This window comes from Streptomyces parvus, from assembly GCF_032121415.1.
GTDB classification, from domain to species: domain Bacteria; phylum Actinomycetota; class Actinomycetes; order Streptomycetales; family Streptomycetaceae; genus Streptomyces; species Streptomyces globisporus_A.
Map to the genome: position 1 here is coordinate 6,193,094 of NZ_CP135079.1, position 21,577 is coordinate 6,214,670.

Sequence of the window (21,577 nt, forward strand, 5' to 3'; positions counted from 1 at the left end):
ACCGCGCAGGTCCACCCGAACAGCGCGCAAACGGGTGGTGAACTCGGTCTTCCGTTCATCCGATAGCCTCAGCCGACACGCCGCCGGCCCGCCATGGGGCCGTGCCGCCGTGTGCCGTCCACGTCAGTACCAAGGAGTGAGTTCGTCTGTCGACCGCCATCCTCACCGGTACGCCGGTACCCGGGTCGTCGCTCGCGGACGATCTGCGGTCCCTGGGCTTCGACGTGCAGACCGCCGCCGACGCCGGTGACGCCGCAACCCTCCTCGCCGCCGTCCCGGCCGGCCGCCGGGTCGCCCTCGTCGATCCGCGTTTCGTCGGCCACGTCCACGCGCTGCGGCTCGGCCTGACCGACCCCCGCTTCGCCGCCGCCACCGTGCCCGGTGCGCTCACCGCCCAGCCCGAGGCGCGCGGCGCCCTGCTGCGCGCGCTCCGGCGCACCACGGCCGCCGTCGGCGCCGGCGCCCCCGTCGTCGCCGCCGACACCGATCCGGCGCCCGAGGACCGCACCGTCCCCGGCCGGATCGCCGTCGCGCTGGAGGCCGAGGGCACCGCCGTCAAGCGCCCCGAGCTGGGATCGCTCACCGCCTGTGTCCCCGCCGACGCCGGAGCGCGGGCGACCGCCGAGAACGCCCGCGACGCGGTCGACGACGAGGCGGTCCGGCTGCGCAGCGCGGTGAAGGCCCACGACGGCTTCTTCACCACCTTCGCCATCAGCCCGTACTCCCGCTACATCGCCCGCTGGTGCGCCCGCCGGGGCCTCACCCCGAACCAGGTCACCACCGCGTCCCTGATCACCGCGCTCATCGCGGCGGGCGCGGCGGCCACCGGAACCCGCGGCGGTTACATCGCGGCGGGGGTCCTGCTCCTGGTCTCCTTCGTGCTGGACTGCACCGACGGGCAGCTCGCCCGCTACTCGCTGCAGTACTCCACGATGGGCGCCTGGCTGGACGCCACCTTCGACCGGGCCAAGGAGTACGCGTACTACGCCGGACTCGCCATCGGCGCCGTACGCGGCGGTGACGACGTCTGGGTCCTGGCGCTCGGCGCGATGGTCCTCCAGGCCTGTCGCCATGTCGTCGACTTCTCGTTCAACGAGGCCAACCACGACGCTGTCGCCAACACCAGCCCCACCGCCGCCCTCTCCGACAAGCTGGACAGCGTCGGCTGGACGGTCTGGGCTCGCCGGATGATCGTGCTGCCGATCGGCGAGCGTTGGGCCATGATCGCGGTCCTGACCGCGCTCACCACCCCGCGCATCGTCTTCTACGCGCTGCTCATCGGCTGCGCGCTCGCCGCCTGCTACACCACCGCGGGCCGTCTGCTGCGCTCGCTGACCCGCCGGGCCAGCCGCACCGACCGCGCCGCGCAGGCCCTGGCGGACCTCGCCGACTCCGGCCCGCTGGCCCAGGGTGTCGCGGCGGTGGCCCCCGGACTCCGGGGCGCGTTCACGGCTCCGGCCGTCGCCCTGCTCGGGACGCTCGTCATGATCGGCGGGGCCCTCTTCCTCCCGTACGGCAGCCCGCTCACCGTCGCCGCCGCGGTCGTGTACGTGGTCCTCTCCGGCCTCGCCGTCGCCCGCCCGCTCAAGGGCGCGCTCGACTGGCTGGTGCCGCCGTTCTTCCGGGCGGCGGAGTACGTAACGATCCTCGTGCTGGCGGCCCGCAGCGACGCTCCGCACGCCGTTCCGGCGGCCTTCGGGCTCGTCTCGGCCGTCGCCTACCATCACTACGACACGGTGTACCGCATCCGCGGAGGCACCGGCGCGCCGCCCCAGTGGCTGGTGCGGACGATCGGTGGACACGAGGGCCGTACCGCGCTGGTGGCCGTCCTCGCCGCCGTACTCACCCACGCCGCAGGTTTCACCACGGCCCTGACCGCGCTCGCGGTCGCCGTGGCTCTGGTGGTGCTCGTGGAGTCCATCCGCTTCTGGGTGTCCTCCTCGGCGCCCGCCGTACACGACGAAGGAGAACTCGCATGATCGGCCTCGTACTGGCAGCCGGTGCAGGACGACGTCTGCGCCCCTACACGGACACGCTCCCCAAGGCGCTCGTCCCTGTCGACGGCGACAAGACGGTCCTCGACCTCACGCTGGCCAACTTCGCGGAGGTCGGACTCACCGAGGTCGCGATCGTCGTCGGCTACCGCAAGGAGGCGGTCTACGCCCGCAAGGCCGAGCTGGAGGCCGCCTACGGCCTCAGCCTCACGCTGATCGACAACGACAAGGCCGAGGAGTGGAACAACGCCTACTCCCTGTGGTGCGCCCGTGACGTCATCAAGCGCGGCGTGATCCTCGCCAACGGCGACACCGTGCACCCGGTCTCCGTCGAGAAGACCCTCCTGGACGCCCGCGGCAAGGGCCAGAAGATCATCCTCGCCCTGGACACCGAGAAGGTGCTCGCCGACGAGGAGATGAAGGTCATCACCGAGGAGGGCAAGGGCGTCCAGCGCATCACCAAGCTGATGGACCCGTCCACCGCCACCGGTGAGTACATCGGCGTCACCCTCATCGAGGCCGAGGCCGCCGAGGAGCTGGCGGACGCGCTGAAGACCACCTTCGAGCGCGACCCCGACCTCTACTACGAGGACGGCTACCAGGAGCTCGTGAACCGCGGCTTCACCGTCGACGTGGCCCCCATCGGCACCGTGACCTGGGTCGAGATCGACAACCACGACGACCTGAAGAAGGGCCGGGAGATCGCGTGCCAGTACTGACCCGGCTCATTCCGTCCCCGGTCGTCGTCGACATCCGACGCGGCGCCATGGACGATCTGGCGGGTCTCCTGGCCGATCAGCGGATCTCCTCCTCGGGCAAGCTCGCCATCGCGATCAGCGACGGCTCCGGGCGCGCCCTGAAGGAGCGGCTCGCCCCGGTCCTGCCCGGCGCCGACTGGTATCCGGTCGCCGACGGCACGATCGACTCCGCGGTGAAGCTCGCCGACGGCATCAAGGGCAACCGGTACGACGCCGTGGTGGGCCTCGGCGGCGGCAAGATCATCGACGTGGCGAAGTACGCCGCGGCGCGGGTCGGGCTGCCCATGGTCGCCGTCGCGACGAACCTCTCGCACGACGGCCTGTGCTCGCCGGTCGCCACGCTGGACAACGACAACGGGCGCGGCTCCTACGGGGTCCCCACCCCGATCGCCGTGGTCATCGACCTCGATGTGATCCGTGAGGCGCCCGCCCGCTACGTCCGCTCCGGCATCGGCGACGCGATCTCGAACATCTCCTGCGTCGCCGACTGGGAGCTGGCCCACGAGGTCAACGGCGAGGAGATCGACGGGCTCGCGGCCGCGATGGCCCGCCAGGCCGGCGAGGCCGTGCTGCGCCACCCGGGCGGCGTGGGCGACGACGCCTTCCTGAAGGTGCTGGCCGAAGGGCTCGTCCTGACGGGCATCTCGATGTCGGTCGCGGGCGACTCGCGTCCGGCGTCCGGCGCCTGCCACGAGATCAACCACGCCTTCGACCTGCTCTACCCCCAGCGCGCGGCCAGCCACGGCGAACAGGTCGGCCTCGGCGCCTGCTTCGCCATGCATCTGCGCGGTGCCCGCCAGGAGTCCCTCCTGATGGCATCGATACTGCGCCGCCACGGTCTGCCGGTCCTGCCGGAGGAGATCGGGTTCAGCGTCGACGAGTTCGTGCAGGCCGTCGACTACGCGCCGCAGACGCGTCCGGGACGCTTCACGGTCCTGGAGCACCTCAACCTGTCCACCGACCAGATCAGGGACGCGTACGCCGACTATGCGACGACCATCCGTAGCTGAACTCCGTCCGGTCGTCCACCCCCCGGGGGTGAAGGACCGGCGAAGCGGCGAGCACTGGGCCGGACGCATGTACATGCGCGAGGTCTCGCTGCGTGTGGACCGCTACCTGGTCAACACCCGCGTCACGCCGAACCAGGTCACGTACGTCATGACGCTGGCGGGAGCCCTGGCCGCCCCGGCGCTGCTGGTGCCGGGCATCTGGGGCGCCGTGCTCGGCGTGGTGATGGTCCAGCTCTACCTGCTCTTCGACTGCGTGGACGGCGAGCTGGCCCGCTGGAAGAAGCAGTACTCGCTCAGCGGGGTCTACCTGGACCGGGTCGCCGCCTATCTGTGCGACGCGGCGGTGCTGGTGGGCCTCGGCCTGCGGGCCGCCGACATCTGGGGCGAGGGCCGGATCGACTGGCTCTGGGCGTTCCTCGGGACGCTCGCCGCGCTCGGCGCGATCCTGATCAAGGCCGAGACGGACCTGGTGGGCGTGGCCCGTCACCAGGGCGGGCTGCCGCCGGTGAAGGAAGCGGCCTCCGAGCCGCGCTCCTCCGGTATGGCGCTGGCCCGCAAGGCCGCCGCCGCGCTCAAGTTCCACCGGCTCATCCTCGGCATCGAGGCGTCCCTGGTGATCCTCGTGGTGGCCGTCGTCGACGCGATCGCGGGAGACCTCTTCTACACCCGGCTGACCGTGGCGGTCATGGCCGGCATCGCGCTGCTGCAGACCCTGCTGCACCTGGTGTCCGTCCTGGCGTCCAGCAGGCTGAAGTGACCCTTCCCATGAAACTGGGCGCGGTGATCATCACCATGGGCAACCGCCCGGACGAGCTCCGCGCCCTCCTCGATTCGGTCACCGCCCAGCACGGTGACCGGATCGAGGCCGTGGTGGTCGGGAACGGCGCCCCGGTCCCCGACGTGCCCGCCGGGGTGCGCACGGTGGAGCTGCCCGAGAACCTGGGCATCCCGGGCGGCCGCAACGTCGGCATCGAGGCGTTCGGCCCCTGCGGGGCGGACGTGGACGCGCTGCTCTTCCTGGACGACGACGGGCTGCTCCCGAACCGGGACACCGCCGAGCTGTGCCGGCAGGCCTTCGAGGCGGACCCGAAGCTCGGGATCATCACCTTCCGCATCGCCGACCCGGACACGGGCGCCACGCAGCGGCGGCACGTGCCCCGGCTGCGGGCCGCCGACCCGATGCGCTCCTCGCGCGTCACGACGTTCCTCGGCGGCGCCAACGCCGTACGCACCAAGGTCATCGCCGAGGTCGGCCCGCTGCCCGAGGACTTCTTCTACGCCCACGAGGAGACGGACCTCGCCTGGCGGGCGCTGGACGCGGGCTGGATGATCGACTACCGCGCCGACATGGTGCTGAACCATCCCACCACCGCCCCGTCCCGGCACGCCGTCTACCACCGCATGGTCGCCCGCAACCGGGTCTGGCTCGCCCGCCGGAACCTGCCCGCCCCGCTGGTCCCCCTCTACACGGGGGTCTGGCTGCTGCTGACCCTGGTCAGGCGCCCGTCCCGGCCGGCGCTGAAGGCATGGTTCGGCGGATTCAGGGAAGGCTGGACGGCCCCCTGCGGAACCCGGCGCCCGATGAAGTGGCGTACGGTGTGGCGGCTGACGAGGCTGGGCCGCCCTCCGGTCATCTGAGACGCTTTCCTCTGAGAGCATGAGGCGTATTTTCTTTCCGGAACCTGTCCGCCTGAGCCGCGCCCGCGACTGGCTGCGCGTGAAGACGAGAGTTTCAACTTGTGAGTGACACGACCCACGACGGTGGGGTAGCCCTCGGGACCCCGCCGTCCGCCGACGAGGGCCTCGACGCGGCCCAGCTGGCCGCCAAGTACGGCCTGACCGTGAGCGGCGCCCGGCCGGGGCTGTTCGCGTACATGCGACAGCTCTGGGGCCGACGCCACTTCATCCTGGCCTTCTCCCGGGCGAAGCTGACCGCGCAGTACAGCCAGGCCAAACTGGGCCAGCTGTGGCAAGTGGTCACGCCCCTGCTGAACGCCTGTGTCTATTACCTGATCTTCGGCCTGATCCTGGGGACCAGGGAGGGGATCCCCCACGACGTCTTCGTGCCGTTCCTGGTCACCGGCGTCTTCGTCTTCACCTTCACCCAGAGCTCGGTGATGGCGGGTGTCCGGTCGATCGCCGGCAACCTCGGCCTGGTCCGGGCCCTCCACTTCCCCCGGGCCTCGCTGCCCATCTCCTTCTCGCTCCAACAGCTCCAGCAGCTGCTCTTCTCGATGATCGTGCTGGTCGCGGTCGCCGTGATCTTCGGCAGCTACCCCTCGCTGTCGTGGCTCCTGGTGATCCCCGCCCTGCTTCTCCAGTTCGTCTTCAACACGGGCCTGGCCCTCGTCATGGCGCGGCTCGGCTCCAAGACCCCCGACCTCGCGCAGCTGATGCCGTTCATCATGCGCACCTGGATGTACGCCTCGGGCGTCATGTTCTCCATCCCGGTGATGCTGAAGGACAAGCCCTCGTGGATCGCGGACGTGCTCCAGTACAACCCGGCGGCCATCTACATGGACCTGGTCCGCTTCGCCATGATCGACGGGTACGGCTCCGAGAACCTGCCGGACCACGTCTGGGCCGCCGGCCTGGGCTGGGCGGTGCTGCTGGGCGTCGTGGGATTCGTGTACTTCTGGAAGGCGGAGGAGCGGTACGGCCGTGGCTGACGACAACGCGCAGGGGCGCATCCCCACGGTGATCGCCGACGATGTGCACATCGTGTACCGGGTCAACGGCGCGGGCGGCGGGCGGGGCAGCGCCACCGCCGCGCTGAGCCGCATGATGCGGCGCGGCAAGGGCGAGCCCCGCGGCGTCCGGAAGGTGCACGCCGTACGCGGTGTCTCCTTCACCGCCTACCGCGGCGAGGCCATCGGCCTCATCGGCACCAACGGCTCCGGCAAGTCGACGCTGCTGCGGGCCATCGCCGGGCTGCTGCCGACCGAATCCGGCCATGTGTACACCGACGGCCAGCCCTCGCTGCTCGGCGTGAACGCGGCCCTGATGAGCGACCTCACCGGCGAGCGCAACGTCGTGCTGGGCGGTCTGGCCATGGGGATGACCCAGGCGGAGATCCGCTCCCGTTACCAGGAGATCGTCGACTTCTCCGGCATCAACGAGAAGGGCGACTTCATCACCCTGCCGATGCGGACGTACTCCTCCGGTATGGCGGCGCGGCTGCGCTTCTCGATCGCCGCGGCCAAGAACCACGACGTCCTCATGATCGACGAGGCGCTGGCCACCGGTGACCGCAAGTTCCGCATCCGCTCCGAGGAGCGGATCCGCGAGCTGCGCAAGGAAGCGGGCACGGTCTTCCTGGTCAGCCACAACAACAAGTCGATCCGGGACACCTGCGACCGTGCGCTCTGGCTGGAGAAGGGCGAGCTGCTGATGGACGGCCCCACCGAGGAAGTCCTCAAGGCGTACGAGCGCGAGACGGGCAAGTAGCCCGAGCCTCTCCCGTGGCCCCCGCCGGACCGGTCCGGCGGGGGCCGTGCGGTGCCCGGTGCCGGGCAGGCCCCGCGCAGTAGGGGCCCGGGGGCGATCTCCTCCCGGCGGATGACGTCAAGTCAGCCGTGCGCGGGGAAGGTTGACGGGGACGGCCGGGCCGCGGTGGCGGGCTCTCCACCCCGCCGACCCCCGGTGAGCTGTACGACGTAAGCTGAAGCGGTGCTGATTCATGGCAAGTAGGGCGATACGCCGCGGCACCGACGCTCTGCCGCAGTGCACTCGGAAGACTGAGCGGCGTGTCCGAAAAGGGTTGTTTTGGGTCGGCAGTGTAGAACGGGATATGTGACGGCAATGACGGAAGATCTCCAGCTCCGACGTGGTTTCGCCGTCCCCGCGCCGGGCGGTCCGCAGTGACCTCGACCCCCGCGGCGCGCACCGGTGACGCCACCCTCGGCAAAGCCGCGGACGAGAACTTCCCCGTGGCGCCCTTCTTCCTGCCCCGCGCCTGGCGCGGCGACCTGATGGCGGTCTACGGATTCGCCCGGCTCGTCGACGACATCGGCGACGGAGACCTCGCCCCCGGCGGCGCGGACGCCCGCCACCTCGGCCTGGAGCCGGAGCGGAGCGACGACCGCCTCGCCATGCTCGACGCCCTGGAGACCGACCTCCGCCGGGTCTTCGCCACCACCGGCGAGGAGCCGCACCACCCCCTGCTGCGCACCCTGCGCCCCACCGTCCGGCGCCGTGCGCTCACCCCCGACCCCTTCCTCGGCCTGATCGAGGCGAACCGCCAGGACCAGAAGGTCCGCCGCTACGGCACCTACGCCGAGCTCGCCGCCTACTGCGAGCTCTCCGCGAACCCCGTCGGCCGCCTGGTCCTCGCCCTCACCGGCACCACCAGCCCCGACCGCGTCCGCCGCTCCGACGCGGTCTGCACCGCACTCCAGATCGTCGAGCACCTCCAGGACGTCGCCGAGGACCTGGAACGCGACCGGATCTATCTGCCCGCCGAGGACATGGAGCGCTTCCGGGTCACCGAATCCGACCTGGCCGCGCCCTCCGCCGGAGCCTCCGTCCGCGCCCTGATCGCGTACGAGGCCCAGCGCGCGAGCGACCTGCTGGACGAGGGCCCCCCGCTGGTGGGCAGCGTCGACGGCAGGCTGAAACTGCTCCTCGCCGGATTCGTCGGGGGCGGCCGCAGCGCGCTCACGGCGATCTCGGCCGCCGGGTTCGACGTCCTGCCCGGACCGCCCAAGGCCACCAAGCCCAGCCTGCTGCGTGAAGTGGGAACCGTCTTGCGAAGAGCGCGTGGAGAGAGGTGAGCCGGACCGTGGAGGGACAGACGACGTACATGTCGCCGCCGGTGCAGGCCGCATACAGTTACTGCGAAGCGGTCACCGGACAGCAGGCCCGTAACTTCGCCTACGGCATCAGGCTGCTGCCGAACGAGAAGCGGCAGGCCATGTCGGCGCTGTACGCCTTCTCCCGTCGGGTCGACGACATCGGCGACGGGGAACTGGACGCGGGGACCAAGCGGACCCGGCTGGAGAGCACCCGCGAGCTGCTCGACCGGGTCCGGCACGGCAAGGTCGAGGAGGACGACACCGACCCGGTGGCCGTCGCGCTCGCCGACGCCGCCCGCCGCTTCCCGCTCCCGCTCGGCGGACTCGACGAGCTGATCGACGGCGTCCTGATGGACGTACGGGGGGCGACCTACGAGACCTGGGACGACCTGAAGGCCTACTGCCGGTGCGTCGCCGGAGCCATCGGACGCCTCAGCCTCGGCGTCTTCGGCACCGCGCCCGGCGCCCGCGGGGCCGAGCGCGCCGCGGAGTACGCCGACACCCTCGGCCTCGCCCTCCAGCTCACCAACATCCTGCGCGACGTCCGCGAGGACGCGGGCAACGGGCGCACCTACCTGCCCGCCGACGACCTGGCCAAATTCGGCTGCTCGGCAGGGTTCCAGCGGGCCACTCCGCCCCCCGGGTCCGATTTCGCCGGCCTCATCCACTTCGAGGTCCGCCGCGCCCGCGCCCTGTTCGCCGAGGGCTACCGGCTGCTGCCGATGCTCGACCGCCGCAGCGGCGCCTGCGTCGCCGCGATGGCCGGGATCTACCGCCGCCTCCTCGACCGGATCGAGCGCGACCCCGAGGCCGTCCTGCGGGGCCGGGTCTCCCTGCCCGGCCACGAGAAGGCCTACGTCGCGGCGCGCGGCCTGTCCGGCCTCGACGCCCGCCACATCTCGCGTCTCACCGCCAGGGGGCGAGCCTGATGCGTCCGCGTAGCCCCGGCCCCGGGGCAACCCTCCGGTGGCCCGACGCGTCACCGACTGCGACGATCTGCAGGGTGACGACCCGGCAGACAGCCACGACCCGGCGGGAGGGCCAGGCATGAGCGACGAGAGCCCGCGCCCCGTCGGCGTCGTCGTCGGCGGCGGCCTCGCCGGGGTGACGGCGGCGCTCCGCCTCGCCGACGCCGGACTCGACGTGACCCTCCTGGAAGGCCGGCCACGCCTCGGCGGCCTCGCCTTCTCCTTCCAGCGCGGCGACCTCACCGTCGACAACGGCCAGCACGTCTACCTGCGCTGCTGCACCGGCTACCGCTGGTTCCTCGACCGGATCGACGCCGCGCACCTGGCCCCGCTCCAGGACCGCCTCGACGTGCCCGTACTCGACGTCGGCCGGGCCGCCGGGCCGCGCCTGGGACGGATCCGCCGCACCGCCCTGCCCGTACCGCTGCATCTGGCGGGCGGCCTCGCCGCCTATCCGCACCTCTCGCTCGCGGAGAAGGCGGCCGTGGGGCGGGCCGCCCTGGCGCTCGGCCGCCTCGACCCCGCCGACCCCGAGCTGGACCGGATCGACTTCGCCACCTGGCTGCGCCGGCACGGCCAGTCCGAGCGCGCCATCGAGGCGCTCTGGGACCTCGTCGGCGTCGCCACCCTGAACGCCACCGCCCCTGACGCCTCCATGGCGCTCGCGGCGAAGGTCTTCAAGACCGGCCTGCTCTCCGACCCCGGCGCCGCCGACATCGGCTGGGCGACCGTCCCGCTCGGCGACCTGCACGACACCCTTGCCCGCAAGGCCCTGGACACCGCGGGCGTCCGCACCGAACTGCGTGCCAAGGTGGGCTCCCTCACCCGCACCGAGGACGGCCGCTGGAGCGTCGAGAGCGCGGGGGAGCGGATCGTCGCCGACACCGTCGTCCTGGCCGTGCCGCAGACCGAGACCCACGGCCTGCTGCCCGCGGGGGCGCTGGACGAGCCGGAGCTGCTGCTCGACATCGACAACGCGCCCATCCTCAACGTGCACGTCATCTACGACCGCAAGGTGCTGCGCCGGCCGTTCTTCGCCGCGATCGGCTCCCCCGTCCAGTGGGTCTTCGACCGCACCCACTCCTCGGGGCTGAAGGGCCCCGGGCAGTATCTGGCGGTCTCGCAGTCGGCCGCCCAGGCCGAGATCGACCTTCCCGTCGCCGAACTGCGCTCCCGCTACCTTCCCGAGCTGGAGCGGCTGCTGCCCGCCGCCCGCGGCGCGGGCATCCGCGACTTCTTCGTCACCCGGGAGCGCACCGCCACCTTCGCGCCCGCCCCGGGCGTCGGGCGGCTGCGCCCCGGCCCCCGCACCCGGCTGCCCGGCCTCCAACTGGCCGGGGCCTGGACCGACACCGGCTGGCCCGCGACGATGGAGGGTGCCGTGCGCAGCGGCGGCGCCGCCGCCGACGCGGCCCTCCACGACCTCGGCCGCCCCCCAGGACATCCGCTGCAGGAGGCGGCATGAGCAGTACCACCGGAACAAGAGGAGAGTCTGTGACCCCGGCGAATCCGGCTTTCGACACCGTGGCGGACACCGCGGACGTCACCGCGCTTCTGGAGCGCGGACGAGCCCTGTCAGCGCCGGTCCTGCGGGCTGCCGTGGACCGGCTCGCGCCGCCCATGGACACCGTCGCCGCGTACCACTTCGGCTGGATCGACGCCGAGGGCCGGCCCTCGGACGGCGACGGCGGCAAGGCCGTACGCCCCGCGCTCGCCCTGCTGTCCGCCGAGGCGGCGGGCGCCCCGGCCGAGGCAGGCATCCCCGGCGCCGTCGCCGTCGAGCTCGTGCACAACTTCTCGCTGCTGCACGACGACCTGATGGACGGCGACGAACAGCGCCGCCACCGCGACACCGTATGGAAGGTGCACGGCCCCGCACAGGCGATCCTGGTCGGCGACGCGCTCTTCGCCCTCGCCTACGACCTGCTGCTGGAGCTGGGCACGGTCGAGGCGGGCCGCGCGGCCCGCCGGCTGACCACCGCCACCCGCAAGCTCATCGACGGGCAGGCCCAGGACATCTCCTACGAGCACCGCGAGCGGGTCACCGTCGAGGAGTGCCTGGAGATGGAGGGCAACAAGACCGGCGCCCTGCTGGCCTGCGCCGTCTCCATCGGCGCGGTGCTCGGCGGCGCCGACGACCGCACCGCCGACACCCTGGAGGCTTACGGCTACCACCTCGGCCTCGCCTTCCAGGCCGTGGACGACCTGCTCGGCATCTGGGGCGACCCGGAGTCCACCGGCAAGCAGACCTGGAGCGACCTGCGCCAGCGCAAGAAGTCCCTGCCGGTCGTCGCCGCGCTCGCCGCGGGCGGCGAGGCCTCCGAGCGCCTCGGCGAACTGCTCGCCGCCGACGCCAAGAGCAATGACTTCGACAGCTTCTCCGAAGAGGAGTTCGCCGCCCGCGCGGCGCTCATCGAGGAGGCGGGCGGCCGCGAGTGGACCGCCCAGGAAGCCCGCCGTCAGCACGCGATCGCCATCGAGGCGCTGCACGCCGTCGACATGCCGCACCGGGTGCGGGAGCAGCTCACCGAGCTCGCCGACTTCGTGGTGGTACGGAAGAGATGATCACTTTCTCCATATGACTCGCAGTCGCCGGCCGGCGCCCTCACCGGGGCGCCGGCCGACGGAGACCCCAGCACAGCAGAGAACCGACTGCACGTAAGGGGAAGCTCATGACAGCGACGACCGACGGATCGGCCGGGGCCTCGAACATCACCGGGGCCCCCGCGGGCGATCCGACCGAGACGAGAACCGCCGCCGACGACGTCACCGACGCCGCGCGGCAGGCCGCGGAACGCTCCGTCGAGCACCTCCTCGGCAGACAGGACGAGCAGGGCTGGTGGAAGGGCGACCTCGCCACCAACGTCACGATGGACGCCGAGGACCTGCTCCTGCGCCAGTTCCTCTCCATCCAGGACCCCGGGACCACCCGGGCCGCAGCCCTCTTCATCCGCGGCGAACAGCTCGGCGACGGCACCTGGAACACCTTCTACGGCGGACCGGGCGACCTCTCCGCCACGATCGAGGCGTACGTCGCCCTGCGGCTGGCCGGGGACCGCCCCGACGAGCCGCACATGGCCCGCGCCTCCGGCTGGATCCGGGAACAGGGCGGCATCGCCGCCGCCCGTGTCTTCACCCGCATCTGGCTGGCCCTGTTCGGCTGGTGGAAATGGGACGACCTCCCCGAACTCCCGCCCGAGCTGATGTTCTTCCCCAAGTGGGTCCCGCTCAACATCTACGACTTCGGCTGCTGGGCACGTCAGACCATCGTGCCGCTCACCATCGTCTCCGCGAAGCGCCCCGTACGCCCCGCGCCCTTCGCCCTGGACGAGCTGCACACCGATCCGGACCAGCCCAACCCGCCCAGGAAGCTTGCCCCGCCCACCAGTTGGGACGGACTCTTCCAGCGCCTGGACAAAGGGCTGCACCTCTACCACAAGGTCGCCCCGCGCCCGCTGCGCCGTATCGCAATGAACGTGGCCGCCCGCTGGATCATCGAACGCCAGGAGAACGACGGCTGTTGGGGCGGAATCCAGCCTCCGGCCGTCTACTCGATCATCGCCCTGCACCTCCTCGGCTACGACCTCGACCACCCGGTGATGAAGGCGGGCCTCGCCTCGCTCGACCGGTTCGCCGTCCGGCGCGAGGACGGCGCCCGCATGATCGAGGCCTGCCAGTCGCCCGTCTGGGACACCTGCCTGGCCACCATCGCACTCGCCGACGCCGGGCTCAGACCCGACCACCCCGCCCTGGTGAAGGCCGCTGACTGGATGCTCGCCGAGGAGATCACCCGCCCCGGCGACTGGTCGGTCCGCAGACCCGGACTGCCCCCGGGAGGCTGGGCGTTCGAGTTCCACAACGACAACTACCCGGACATCGACGACACCGCCGAGGTCGTCCTGGCGCTGCGTCGGGTGCGCCACCCCGACCCCGCCCGGCTGGAGGCCGCCATCGCCCGCGGGGTCCGCTGGAACCTCGGGATGCAGTCCCGCAACGGGGCCTGGGGCGCGTTCGACGCCGACAACACCAGCCCCTTCCCCAACCGTCTGCCCTTCTGCGACTTCGGCGAGGTCATCGACCCCCCGTCGGCCGACGTCACCGGACATGTCGTGGAGATGCTCGCCGTCGAGGGGCTCGCGAGCCACCCCCGTACCCGTGAGGGCATCGAGTGGCTGCTCGCCGAACAGGAGGCGTGCGGCGCCTGGTTCGGCCGCTGGGGCGTCAACTACGTCTACGGCACCGGGTCCGTGGTGCCCGCCCTCATCACCGCCGGGCTGCCCGCGGGACACCCCGCCATCCGCCGGGCCGTCGACTGGCTGGAGTCCGTCCAGAACGACGACGGCGGCTGGGGCGAGGATCTGCGCTCCTACCAGGAGGAGAAGTGGATCGGGCACGGTGAGTCCACCGCCTCCCAGACCGCCTGGGCGCTGCTCGCCCTCCTCGCCGCGGGACGCCGGGACACCGCCGCGGTCACCCGAGGCGTCACCTGGCTGACCGAGGCGCAGCAGGCCGACGGCTCCTGGGACGAACCGTATTTCACCGGCACCGGATTCCCCTGGGACTTCTCGATCAACTACCACCTCTACCGCCAGGTCTTCCCCCTCACCGCACTCGGGCGCTACGTGCACGGCGACCCGTTCGCGGACCGCGCGGACGCCGCCGAGGGGGTTTGATGGACGATCCGCGGGGGCCCGGGAACCCCGTGACGCCGCTGCTGGTCGCCTGCGCCCTCGGCATCGAGCAGGTGGCCCTGCGCAGCGGCAGGGGCGCCCCGGGGCCGGTCCGGGTGCTGCGTACCGGAATGGGCCCCCGGGCGGCGGAGGCGGCCGTGGCGCGCCTCCTGGGCCCCGGCGGATTCCCCGACGCCGCTGTGATCGCCTCCGGCTTCTGCGCCGGACTCGCCCCGGGGATGCACCCCGGGGACCTGGTCGTCGCCGAGGAGACCCGGGACGCGGACGGCACCACCCCCTGCGCCGGCACCGGCGTCCTAATCGCCGCCCTCACCCGCGCCCTCCCCGGGCGCGGCGTCCACACCGGCCCGCTGACCGGCTCCGACCATGTCGTACGGGGGCCCGAGCGGGCCGCGCTGAGGGCGAGCGGGGCCATCGCGGTCGACATGGAGTCCGCCGCGACACTGCGTACCGCCCTGTGTCACGGACCGCGCCCGGTTGCGGCCGTCCGGGTGGTCGTGGACGCTCCTGAGCATGAGCTCGTCCGTATCGGCACGGTCCGCGGTGGAATATCGGCGTTCCGCGTACTTCGTGTCGTCCTACCGGCTTTCTATGAATGGCACCGATCTTTACTGCTCCCCAGGAGGTGAGCTAGATGGCCATGCCGCTCCGCCAGACCATCAAGGTTGCGACGTATCTCTTCGAACAGAAGCTCCGCAAGCGTGAGAAGTTCCCGCTGATCGTCGAGCTGGAGCCGTTGTTCGCCTGCAACCTCGCCTGCGAGGGATGCGGCAAGATCCAGCACCCGGCCGGTGTCCTGAAGCAGCGCATGCCGGTCGCCCAGGCGGTGGGCGCGGTGCTCGAATCAGGGGCCCCCATGGTGTCCATCGCCGGTGGTGAGCCGCTGATGCATCCGCAGATCGACGAGATCGTGCGCCAGCTCGTCGCCCGGAAGAAGTACGTCTTCCTCTGCACCAACGCGATGCTGATGCGGAAGAAGCTCGACAAGTTCACCCCGTCCCCGTATTTCGCCTTCGCCGTGCACATCGACGGACTGCGCGAGCGGCACGACGAGTCGGTCGCCAAGGAAGGCGTCTTCGACGAGGCCGTCGCCGCGATGAAGGAGGCCAAGCGGCGCGGCTTCCGCGTGACCACCAACTCCACCTTCTTCAACACCGACACCCCGCAGACGATCATCGAGGTCCTCAACTACCTCAACGACGACCTGCAGGTCGACGAGATGATGATCTCGCCCGCCTACGCCTACGAGAAGGCCCCCGACCAGGAGCACTTCCTCGGCGTCGAGCAGACCCGCGAACTGTTCAAGAAGGCGTTCGCGGGCGGCAACCGTTCCCGCTGGCGGCTCAACCACTCGCCGCTCTTCCTGGACTTCCTGGAGGGCAAGGCGGACTTCCCGTGCACCGCCTGGGCGATCCCGAACTACTCCCTCTTCGGCTGGCAGCGCCCCTGCTACCTGATGAGCGACGGCTACGTACCGACGTACCGTCAGCTCATCGAGGAGACCGACTGGGAGAAGTACGGCCGGGGCAAGGACCCGCGCTGCGCCAACTGCATGGCGCACTGCGGCTACGAGCCCACGGCTGTGCTCGCCACCATGGGATCGCTCAAGGAATCCCTGCGTGCGGCGCGGGAGAGCGTGGGCGGCAACCGGTGACGGACGGCGGGCCGGGCGGCTTCGACCTGGGACGGCTCCTGGCCGAGCGCGGGGCCGAACGGTACGAGCTGCATGAGCGCCACCTGAACCACCAACTGCCGCGCATGCTGCACACCATCGGCTTCGACAAGGTCTACGAGCGGGCCGAGGGCGCGTACTTCTGGGACGCGGAGGGCAACGACTACCTCGACATGCTCGCCGGGTTCGGCGTCATGGGGATCGGCCGGCACCACCCGGTCGTCCGCAAGGCCCTCCACGACGTGCTCGACGCCCAGCTCGCCGACCTCACCCGCTTCGACTGCCAGCCGCTGCCCGGACTGCTCGCCGAGAAGCTGCTCACCCACAGCCCGCACCTGGACCGCGCCTTCTTCGGCAACAGCGGCACGGAGGCGGTCGAGACGGCATTGAAATTCGCCCGGTACGCCACCGGGAAGCCCCGGGTCCTCTACTGCGACCACGCCTTCCACGGACTCACCACGGGATCCCTCTCGGTCAACGGGGAGCGCGGCTTCCGCGACGGCTTCGCCCCGCTGCTCCCCGACACGGCCGTCCCGCTCGGCGACCTCGACGCGCTGCGCCGCGAGCTGAAGCGGGGCGACGTCGCGGCCCTGGTCGTCGAGCCGATCCAGGGCAAGGGCGTGCACGCCGCCCCGCCCGGCTATCTGCGCGGGGCCCAGGAGCTGCTGCACCGGCACAAGGCGCTCCTGATCGCCGACGAGGTCCAGACGGGCCTCGGGCGTACCGGGGACTTCTACGCCTACCAGCACGAGGAGGGGGTCGAGCCCGATCTGGTGTGCGTGGCCAAGGCCCTTTCCGGCGGCTATGTGCCGGTCGGCGCGACCCTCGGCAAGGACTGGATCTTCCGCAAGGTCTACTCCGCGATGGACCGGGTCCTCGTCCACTCCGCGAGCTTCGGTTCCAACGCCCAGGCGATGGCGGCCGGGCTCGCCGTCCTGACGGTGATGGAGGACGAGGAGACCGTCGCCAACGCCCGGCGCACCGGCGATCGCCTGCGCGAGCGGCTGGCCGCCCTGGTGGACCGGTACGAACTGCTGCACGAGGTGCGCGGCCGCGGGCTGATGATCGGCATCGAGTTCGGCAGGCCGTCGTCGCTGAAGCTCCGCAGCCGCTGGACCATGCTCCAGGCGGCCCGCAAGGGACTCTTCGCCCAGATGGTCGTGGTGCCGCTGCTCCAGAAGCACCGGATCCTCACCCAGGTCTCCGGCGACCGCCTGGAAGTGATCAAACTGATTCCGCCGCTGGTCATCGGGGACGCGGAGGTGGACCGTTTCGTGGAGGCGTTCACCTCCGTCATGGAGGACGCGCACAGCGGCGGCGGGCTGATGTGGGACTTCGGCCGGACGCTGGTCAAGCAGGCCGTGGCCAACCGCTGACCTGGCACTTGCCTCTGAGGCAAGTTACTTGCCTCAGAGGAAAGATCCTGGCCCAATAGAGGTATGAACCCTCCGGACGAAGGGGTGCCGGACGAGCTCCCCGGCGTCGCACCCCGACTGCGCGATCTGCGCCGTTCCCGCGGCCTCACCCTGGAGACCGCGGCCCAGCGGGCCGGGCTCTCCCCGGCCCATCTCTCCCGGCTGGAGACCGGCCGCAGGCAGCCCTCGCTGCCGATGCTGCTGGGGCTCGCCCGCATCTACGGTACGACGGTCTCCGAGCTGCTCGGCGAGCAGCCGCCCGAACGGGACGCGATCATCCGCGGCGGCGGCTTCGAGGGGGCCAAGGCCGACGGCTGGATGTACCGGCAGGCGGGCGGCTCCGGCCGCGCCATGCAGGCGCTGCGGGTACGCGTCCCGTACGGCGCCCAGGGCGACCTGGTCCGGGTCCACCCCGGCGAGGAGTGGCTGTACGTCCTGGAAGGCCGGCTGCGGGTCGGGCTCGGCGACGCCGTCCACGACCTCGAACCCGGCGACAGTGCCCACTTCGACTCGCTCACCCCGCACCGGATCGCGGCCGTCGACCGCTGCGGCGCGGAGCTGCTCTTCGTCCACTCCCTGTTGCAGAGCCCCGCCGCCGAACTCTGCCTCGGCAGCGGATTGCACCCGCGCTGACCGGCCGTTCCCGCCGGCTCCACCCTTCACTCCACCGGCCGCGAGGCCGACAGAGAGGACCGTCATGTCCGATTCCGAGCACTATGACCCGCTGGGCCCCGGACGCCGCGCGAACGAGGACCCGCAGGAGAAGCGGATGCCGCGCGGCGTCATCATCCGGCTCTTCGCCTATCTGGTGGCGGGCCACATCGTCGCTGGCTTCCTCTACCTGCTCTTCGTGGTGGCCGGGAGCAAGTGACGCGCCGTCCCGGGGCGAACTGTCACCGGAGGGGTCAGCCCGCGTCGAGCAGCCGCTCGCGCAGCCGCTCCCGGGTCTCGGGGGAGATCTTCAGCCCCTCGGACAGATAGCGGTCCGTCGTTCCCCAGTTCTCCTCGATGGCCGCGAAGGCCGCCGCGAGGTAGGCGGGCCGCGCCCCGAACAGCGGGTCCAGCAGCTCCAGCACCTCGGGCGACATGCCGGCTCCGGACGGATCGGAGCGCTTCACCTTGTACCGGCGGTGGAGATCGTTGGACTTGAGGTAGTCCTCCTCGATCGCCTCTCGTACGACGCCGACCGCGAGCAGGGCGACCGCGATCGAGAGGCCGGCCCGGTCCTTGCCCGCCGCGCAGTGCATCAGCGCCGGGACGCTGTCCTCGGCCAGGGCGTGCAGGACCCGGCTGTGCTCGGCGGTGCGGTCCTCGATCGTCGCGCGGTACATCCGGATCATGCGGTCGACGCCCTTGCCGCCCGCTAGGACCGAACGCAGCTGCTCGATGTTGCCGCTGCCCACCAGCCGCCAGAACTCCGCGCCGTCGGCCGGGTCCGAGAGCGGAATGCTGACATTGCGGACACCGGCCAGCTCGATGTCGTAACCGTCGAGCCGGTGGTCGGCGGAGTGGCGGAAGTCGAAGATCGTGTGCAGTCCCAGCCCGTCGAGGAAGGCCGCGTCCTCGGCGGTGGCGTGCGCCAGATGGCCACTGCGGTAGAGCCGGCCGAAGGCGGTGCGCCGCCCGTCCGTCGTGGGGAGCCCGCCCACATCGCGGAAGTTGCGGACTCCGGTCAGCACGGTCTCTGTCGGCGGGACCTGCGGCACCTGCTGGGTCACGGGGGCTCCTGGGATCTCGGGCGTCGGCGCGGCTCTCCGGCGAGGGCGCTCCCGTGACGATACGACATCGATTCGACGGAAAATCATCACGGCCGCCTCCCCGGCGACGGGTGCCGGGGAGGGTGGGCTGACCCGGTGTCAGGAGCGCCGCTCGCGACATGTCCGTATTGGTGCATTTCGCAGAACATGCCCCGCTAATGGGGGAGATGGGATTTCGGAGGTGAGCGGGATCATATCCGTGACGGTCCGTGGTGAGCGCACCGTCGAGCTTTCCCGTTGCCCGTACGGAAATCCAAGATCCGTGATCCACGGAGTGTGACGGGAAATCCGGAGCGATATCGAATCGATGATTCCGCCGCGCAACCGATGGCTTGTTCCGCCCGTCCCGACCGGTTTACGGTCACCGTCAATCCGGACGGATCGCCTAATCCTGCCGCCGCCCGGAATTCGCACCCACCCACTCACGTGTGGCAGGAGCGGGGGAACCAGGTAAGCCGCCGATCCGGAGATCCGGACCGGCTAGGGGTGAAGTCGCCGCAACGCGACCGGGCATCTCCAGCCCGAACCCGACAGCTCACCTCGCAGGCGCCGGAGAGGAACTTCCCCATGCCCGAAAAGGGTAAGCACCGTCGTCCGAAGTCCGGCCCGATCTCCCGCGGCTTCCTCGCCGCAGGGACCGGCGGCGCCGCACTCGCCCTCCCGCTCATCGGCGCCACCGGCGCGAACGCCGCGGGCCAGGCCGCCCCGGCCGCCAAGCCGGCCGTCGCCTCGGTCGCAGCCGCGCACACCGCTCCGGCCGCGTCGAAGGCCGCCCCGAAGACGTACGCCGTGGTCGCCGGCGACTACCTGTCGAAGATCGCCGCCGAACACCAGCTCAAGGGCGGGTGGGAGAAGCTCTACCAGGACAACCGCTCCACCGTCGGCGACAACCCCAGCCTGATCCACCCGGGCATGAAGCTGACCCTCGGCGCCAAGGGCTCCGCCCCGGCCGAGAAGTCCGCCGCCCCCAAGGCCGCCCCGAAGAAGGCCGAACCGGCACCGAAGGCCGCGCCGAAGGAAGCCCCCAAGGGCGACACCATCTCCGCCGACGACTCCGAGAGCTCCGGCGCCTCCGCGCAGACCGGCTCCTCCGAGGCCGCCGGCTCCGGCTGGTCCGCCCCGCTGGCCAACGCCAACGTCACCACCCAGTACCGCGCTTCCGGCGCCAGTTGGTCCAGCGGTTACCACACCGGTTCGGACTTCCAGGCCGCCTCCGGCACCCCCGTCCTCGCCATCGGTCCGGGTACCGTCGTCTCGGCCGGCAACAGCGGCTCGTACGGCAACGAGGTCGTCATCAAGCACGAGGACGGCATGTACTCCCAGTACGCCCACCAGTCCTCGCTGAACGTCTCGGTCGGCCAGAGCGTCACCGGCGGCCAGCAGATCGGCCTCTCCGGCTCCACCGGCAACTCCACCGGCCCGCACCTGCACTTCGAGGTCCGCACCGGCCCGAGCTACGGTTCGGACGTCGACCCGATCGCCTACCTGCGTCAGCACGGCGTCTCCGTCTGACCGATCGGCGACGAGAAGTGTCCGAGAGGCGGTGCGCGGCGGCGCACCGCCCCTCGCTTTATTCCGGGTTTACCGAAAACTGACCGGGTGGTCTATCTCACCACCCGTCAACCCCGTATTACGGTCGCGTAGGTCACATCGGACGATGCAGGATAAGTCCTTGTGGCAGACGATTCGAGAAACAACCAGCAGCACACCATCGGGTCGTACGCGGCGATCGGCGACAGTTTCACCGAGGGCGTCGGCGACCCCGGCCCCGACGGGACCTTCGTCGGCTGGGCGGACCGCTTCGCGGTGCTCCTCGCCGACCGGCTCCCGGCCCCCGATCCGGCCGGCCCCGAGGACGCCCCGTACGAGGACTCCCCGCACGGGGACTTCCGCTACGCCAATCTCGCCGTGCGCGGACGCCTCCTCGACCAGATCGTGGAGGAACAGGTCCCGCGCGCCAAGGAACTGGCCCCCGACCTGGTCAGCTTCTGCGCGGGCGGCAACGACATCATCCGGCCCGGCACCGACCCCGACGATCTCGCCGAGCGCTTCGAGCGGGCCGTCGCCGATCTGAGCAACGCCGTCGGCACGGTCATGGTCACCACCGGCTTCGACACCCGGGGCGTTCCGGTGCTGCGCCACATGCGCGGCAAGATCGCCACCTACAACGTCCACCTGCGGGCCATCGCCGACCGCTACCAGTGCCCCGTGCTGGACCTGTGGTCGCTGCGCTCGGTCCAGGACCGCCGCGCGTGGGACGCCGACCGGCTGCACCTGTCGCCCGAGGGCCACACCCGCGTCGCGCTCCGCGCCGCCCAGATCCTCGGCCACGAGGTGCCCGCCGATCCCGACCAGCCCTGGCCGCCGCAGGCCCAGCGCAGGCCCTTCGACGCGCGGCGCGACAACATCCAGTGGGCCCGCGAGTACCTGGTGCCCTGGATCGGCCGACGGCTGCGCGGCGAGTCCTCCGGCGACCACGTCGCGGCCAAGCGCCCGGACCTGCTGCCGCTGTAGCAGGC

General features: G+C 71.4%; 20 protein-coding genes and 1 riboswitch. Of the genes, 19 read left to right on the forward strand and 1 reads right to left on the reverse strand.

All coding sequences use genetic code 11. The annotated features are described in order from the left end of the window. Positions 1-224 precede the first annotated feature (224 nt). The 17 genes from RNL97_RS28810 to RNL97_RS28890 all read left to right on the forward strand — a co-directional run bounded on the left by RNL97_RS28810 (position 225) and on the right by RNL97_RS28890 (position 18,172). Positions 225-1,979 carry a DUF5941 domain-containing protein gene (locus tag RNL97_RS28810; RefSeq protein ID WP_243315873.1) on the forward strand — a complete coding sequence of 585 codons (1,755 nt, stop codon included), beginning with the start codon at positions 225-227 and terminating at the stop codon, positions 1,977-1,979. Then, complete coding sequence (locus RNL97_RS28815; RefSeq protein WP_030582403.1) at positions 1,976-2,713, forward strand: phosphocholine cytidylyltransferase family protein; 738 nt, start codon at positions 1,976-1,978, stop codon at positions 2,711-2,713. Before RNL97_RS28810 ends, RNL97_RS28815 begins: the two co-directional genes overlap by 4 nt. Next, a complete protein-coding gene (locus RNL97_RS28820) occupies positions 2,701-3,762 on the forward strand; it encodes an iron-containing alcohol dehydrogenase family protein (RefSeq protein ID WP_030582400.1) in 1,062 nt (353 codons plus the stop codon). The genes RNL97_RS28815 and RNL97_RS28820 overlap by 13 nt, the downstream gene beginning before the upstream one ends. Beyond that, positions 3,740-4,519, forward strand: a complete 780-nt coding sequence (locus RNL97_RS28825) for a CDP-alcohol phosphatidyltransferase family protein (protein ID WP_078652016.1) — start codon at positions 3,740-3,742, stop codon at positions 4,517-4,519. Before RNL97_RS28820 ends, RNL97_RS28825 begins: the two co-directional genes overlap by 23 nt. Positions 4,520-4,527: 8 nt before the next feature. Continuing rightward, positions 4,528-5,400: a glycosyltransferase family 2 protein gene (locus tag RNL97_RS28830; protein WP_030582394.1), complete on the forward strand. Its 873-nt coding sequence runs from the start codon at positions 4,528-4,530 to the stop codon at positions 5,398-5,400. Between the two features lie 101 nt (positions 5,401-5,501). Next, positions 5,502-6,431 carry an ABC transporter permease gene (locus tag RNL97_RS28835; protein ID WP_030582391.1) on the forward strand — a complete coding sequence of 310 codons (930 nt, stop codon included), beginning with the start codon at positions 5,502-5,504 and terminating at the stop codon, positions 6,429-6,431. Continuing rightward, entirely contained in the window at positions 6,424-7,209 is a 786-nt protein-coding gene (locus RNL97_RS28840; protein WP_030582388.1) for an ABC transporter ATP-binding protein, read from the forward strand. Before RNL97_RS28835 ends, RNL97_RS28840 begins: the two co-directional genes overlap by 8 nt. A 413-nt stretch (positions 7,210-7,622) precedes the next feature. After that, positions 7,623-8,534 carry a squalene synthase HpnC gene (gene hpnC, locus RNL97_RS28845; protein WP_313751372.1) on the forward strand — a complete coding sequence of 304 codons (912 nt, stop codon included), beginning with the start codon at positions 7,623-7,625 and terminating at the stop codon, positions 8,532-8,534. A gap of 29 nt (positions 8,535-8,563) precedes the next feature. Continuing rightward, complete coding sequence (hpnD, locus tag RNL97_RS28850; RefSeq protein WP_199814193.1) at positions 8,564-9,484, forward strand: presqualene diphosphate synthase HpnD; 921 nt, start codon at positions 8,564-8,566, stop codon at positions 9,482-9,484. 118 nt (positions 9,485-9,602) lie between these two features. Further along, the gene (gene hpnE, locus RNL97_RS28855; RefSeq protein ID WP_313751373.1) at positions 9,603-10,988 is read left to right on the forward strand and encodes a hydroxysqualene dehydroxylase HpnE; all 1,386 of its coding nucleotides are present in this window, start codon (positions 9,603-9,605) and stop codon (positions 10,986-10,988) included. Beyond that, positions 10,985-12,088 carry a polyprenyl synthetase family protein gene (locus tag RNL97_RS28860; protein WP_044373057.1) on the forward strand — a complete coding sequence of 368 codons (1,104 nt, stop codon included), beginning with the start codon at positions 10,985-10,987 and terminating at the stop codon, positions 12,086-12,088. The genes hpnE and RNL97_RS28860 overlap by 4 nt, the downstream gene beginning before the upstream one ends. A gap of 107 nt (positions 12,089-12,195) precedes the next feature. Further along, the gene (shc, locus tag RNL97_RS28865) at positions 12,196-14,196 is read left to right on the forward strand and encodes a squalene--hopene cyclase (RefSeq protein ID WP_030582373.1); all 2,001 of its coding nucleotides are present in this window, start codon (positions 12,196-12,198) and stop codon (positions 14,194-14,196) included. Beyond that, positions 14,196-14,843 (forward strand): phosphorylase family protein, encoded by a 648-nt coding sequence (locus RNL97_RS28870; protein ID WP_313751374.1) that lies wholly within the window; start codon positions 14,196-14,198, stop codon positions 14,841-14,843. The genes shc and RNL97_RS28870 overlap by 1 nt, the downstream gene beginning before the upstream one ends. Positions 14,844-14,848: 5 nt before the next feature. Beyond that, complete coding sequence (gene hpnH, locus RNL97_RS28875; protein WP_030582367.1) at positions 14,849-15,868, forward strand: adenosyl-hopene transferase HpnH; 1,020 nt, start codon at positions 14,849-14,851, stop codon at positions 15,866-15,868. After that, positions 15,865-17,262: an aspartate aminotransferase family protein gene (locus RNL97_RS28880; protein WP_030582366.1), complete on the forward strand. Its 1,398-nt coding sequence runs from the start codon at positions 15,865-15,867 to the stop codon at positions 17,260-17,262. Before hpnH ends, RNL97_RS28880 begins: the two co-directional genes overlap by 4 nt. Before the next feature lie 63 nt (positions 17,263-17,325). Then, positions 17,326-17,934 (forward strand): helix-turn-helix domain-containing protein, encoded by a 609-nt coding sequence (locus RNL97_RS28885; protein WP_030582363.1) that lies wholly within the window; start codon positions 17,326-17,328, stop codon positions 17,932-17,934. A 64-nt stretch (positions 17,935-17,998) separates the two neighbouring features. Continuing rightward, positions 17,999-18,172 carry a DUF6126 family protein gene (locus RNL97_RS28890; protein WP_199814188.1) on the forward strand — a complete coding sequence of 58 codons (174 nt, stop codon included), beginning with the start codon at positions 17,999-18,001 and terminating at the stop codon, positions 18,170-18,172. Between the two features lie 34 nt (positions 18,173-18,206). On the opposite strand, the gene RNL97_RS28895 is transcribed toward RNL97_RS28890, so the two are convergent. Further along, positions 18,207-19,019 carry a tyrosine-protein phosphatase gene (locus RNL97_RS28895; protein ID WP_030582361.1) on the reverse strand — a complete coding sequence of 271 codons (813 nt, stop codon included), beginning with the start codon at positions 19,017-19,019 and terminating at the stop codon, positions 18,207-18,209. 444 nt (positions 19,020-19,463) lie between these two features. Further along, positions 19,464-19,622, forward strand: a riboswitch (cyclic di-AMP (ydaO/yuaA leader). Positions 19,623-19,625: 3 nt separating this feature from the next. On the opposite strand from RNL97_RS28895, the gene RNL97_RS28900 reads away from it, so the two are divergent. Both RNL97_RS28900 and RNL97_RS28905 read left to right on the forward strand, forming a co-directional pair. After that, on the forward strand, positions 19,626-20,570 hold the full coding sequence (locus tag RNL97_RS28900; RefSeq protein WP_030582358.1) for a M23 family metallopeptidase: 945 nt from the start codon (positions 19,626-19,628) through the stop codon (positions 20,568-20,570). Positions 20,571-20,732: 162 nt separating this feature from the next. Beyond that, on the forward strand, positions 20,733-21,572 hold the full coding sequence (locus RNL97_RS28905) for an SGNH/GDSL hydrolase family protein (RefSeq protein WP_030582355.1): 840 nt from the start codon (positions 20,733-20,735) through the stop codon (positions 21,570-21,572). Positions 21,573-21,577 lie beyond the last annotated feature (5 nt).

Excerpts from the sequence above, each read along its gene's own strand:
- RNL97_RS28815 (WP_030582403.1), top strand. The coding sequence starts at position 1,976 with ATGATCGGCCTCGTACTGGCAGCCGGTGCAGGACGACGTCTGCGCCCC.
- RNL97_RS28825 (WP_078652016.1), top strand. The coding sequence starts at position 3,740 with ATGCGACGACCATCCGTAGCTGAACTCCGTCCGGTCGTCCACCCCCCG.
- RNL97_RS28830 (WP_030582394.1), top strand. The coding sequence starts at position 4,528 with ATGAAACTGGGCGCGGTGATCATCACCATGGGCAACCGCCCGGACGAG.
- hpnD (WP_199814193.1), top strand. The coding sequence starts at position 8,564 with ATGTCGCCGCCGGTGCAGGCCGCATACAGTTACTGCGAAGCGGTCACC.
- hpnE (WP_313751373.1), top strand. The coding sequence starts at position 9,603 with ATGAGCGACGAGAGCCCGCGCCCCGTCGGCGTCGTCGTCGGCGGCGGC.
- RNL97_RS28860 (WP_044373057.1), top strand. The coding sequence starts at position 10,985 with ATGAGCAGTACCACCGGAACAAGAGGAGAGTCTGTGACCCCGGCGAAT.
- shc (WP_030582373.1), top strand. The coding sequence starts at position 12,196 with ATGACAGCGACGACCGACGGATCGGCCGGGGCCTCGAACATCACCGGG.
- RNL97_RS28870 (WP_313751374.1), top strand. The coding sequence starts at position 14,196 with ATGGACGATCCGCGGGGGCCCGGGAACCCCGTGACGCCGCTGCTGGTC.
- hpnH (WP_030582367.1), top strand. The coding sequence starts at position 14,849 with ATGGCCATGCCGCTCCGCCAGACCATCAAGGTTGCGACGTATCTCTTC.
- RNL97_RS28885 (WP_030582363.1), top strand. The coding sequence starts at position 17,326 with ATGAACCCTCCGGACGAAGGGGTGCCGGACGAGCTCCCCGGCGTCGCA.
- RNL97_RS28890 (WP_199814188.1), top strand. The coding sequence starts at position 17,999 with ATGTCCGATTCCGAGCACTATGACCCGCTGGGCCCCGGACGCCGCGCG.
- RNL97_RS28900 (WP_030582358.1), top strand. The coding sequence starts at position 19,626 with ATGCCCGAAAAGGGTAAGCACCGTCGTCCGAAGTCCGGCCCGATCTCC.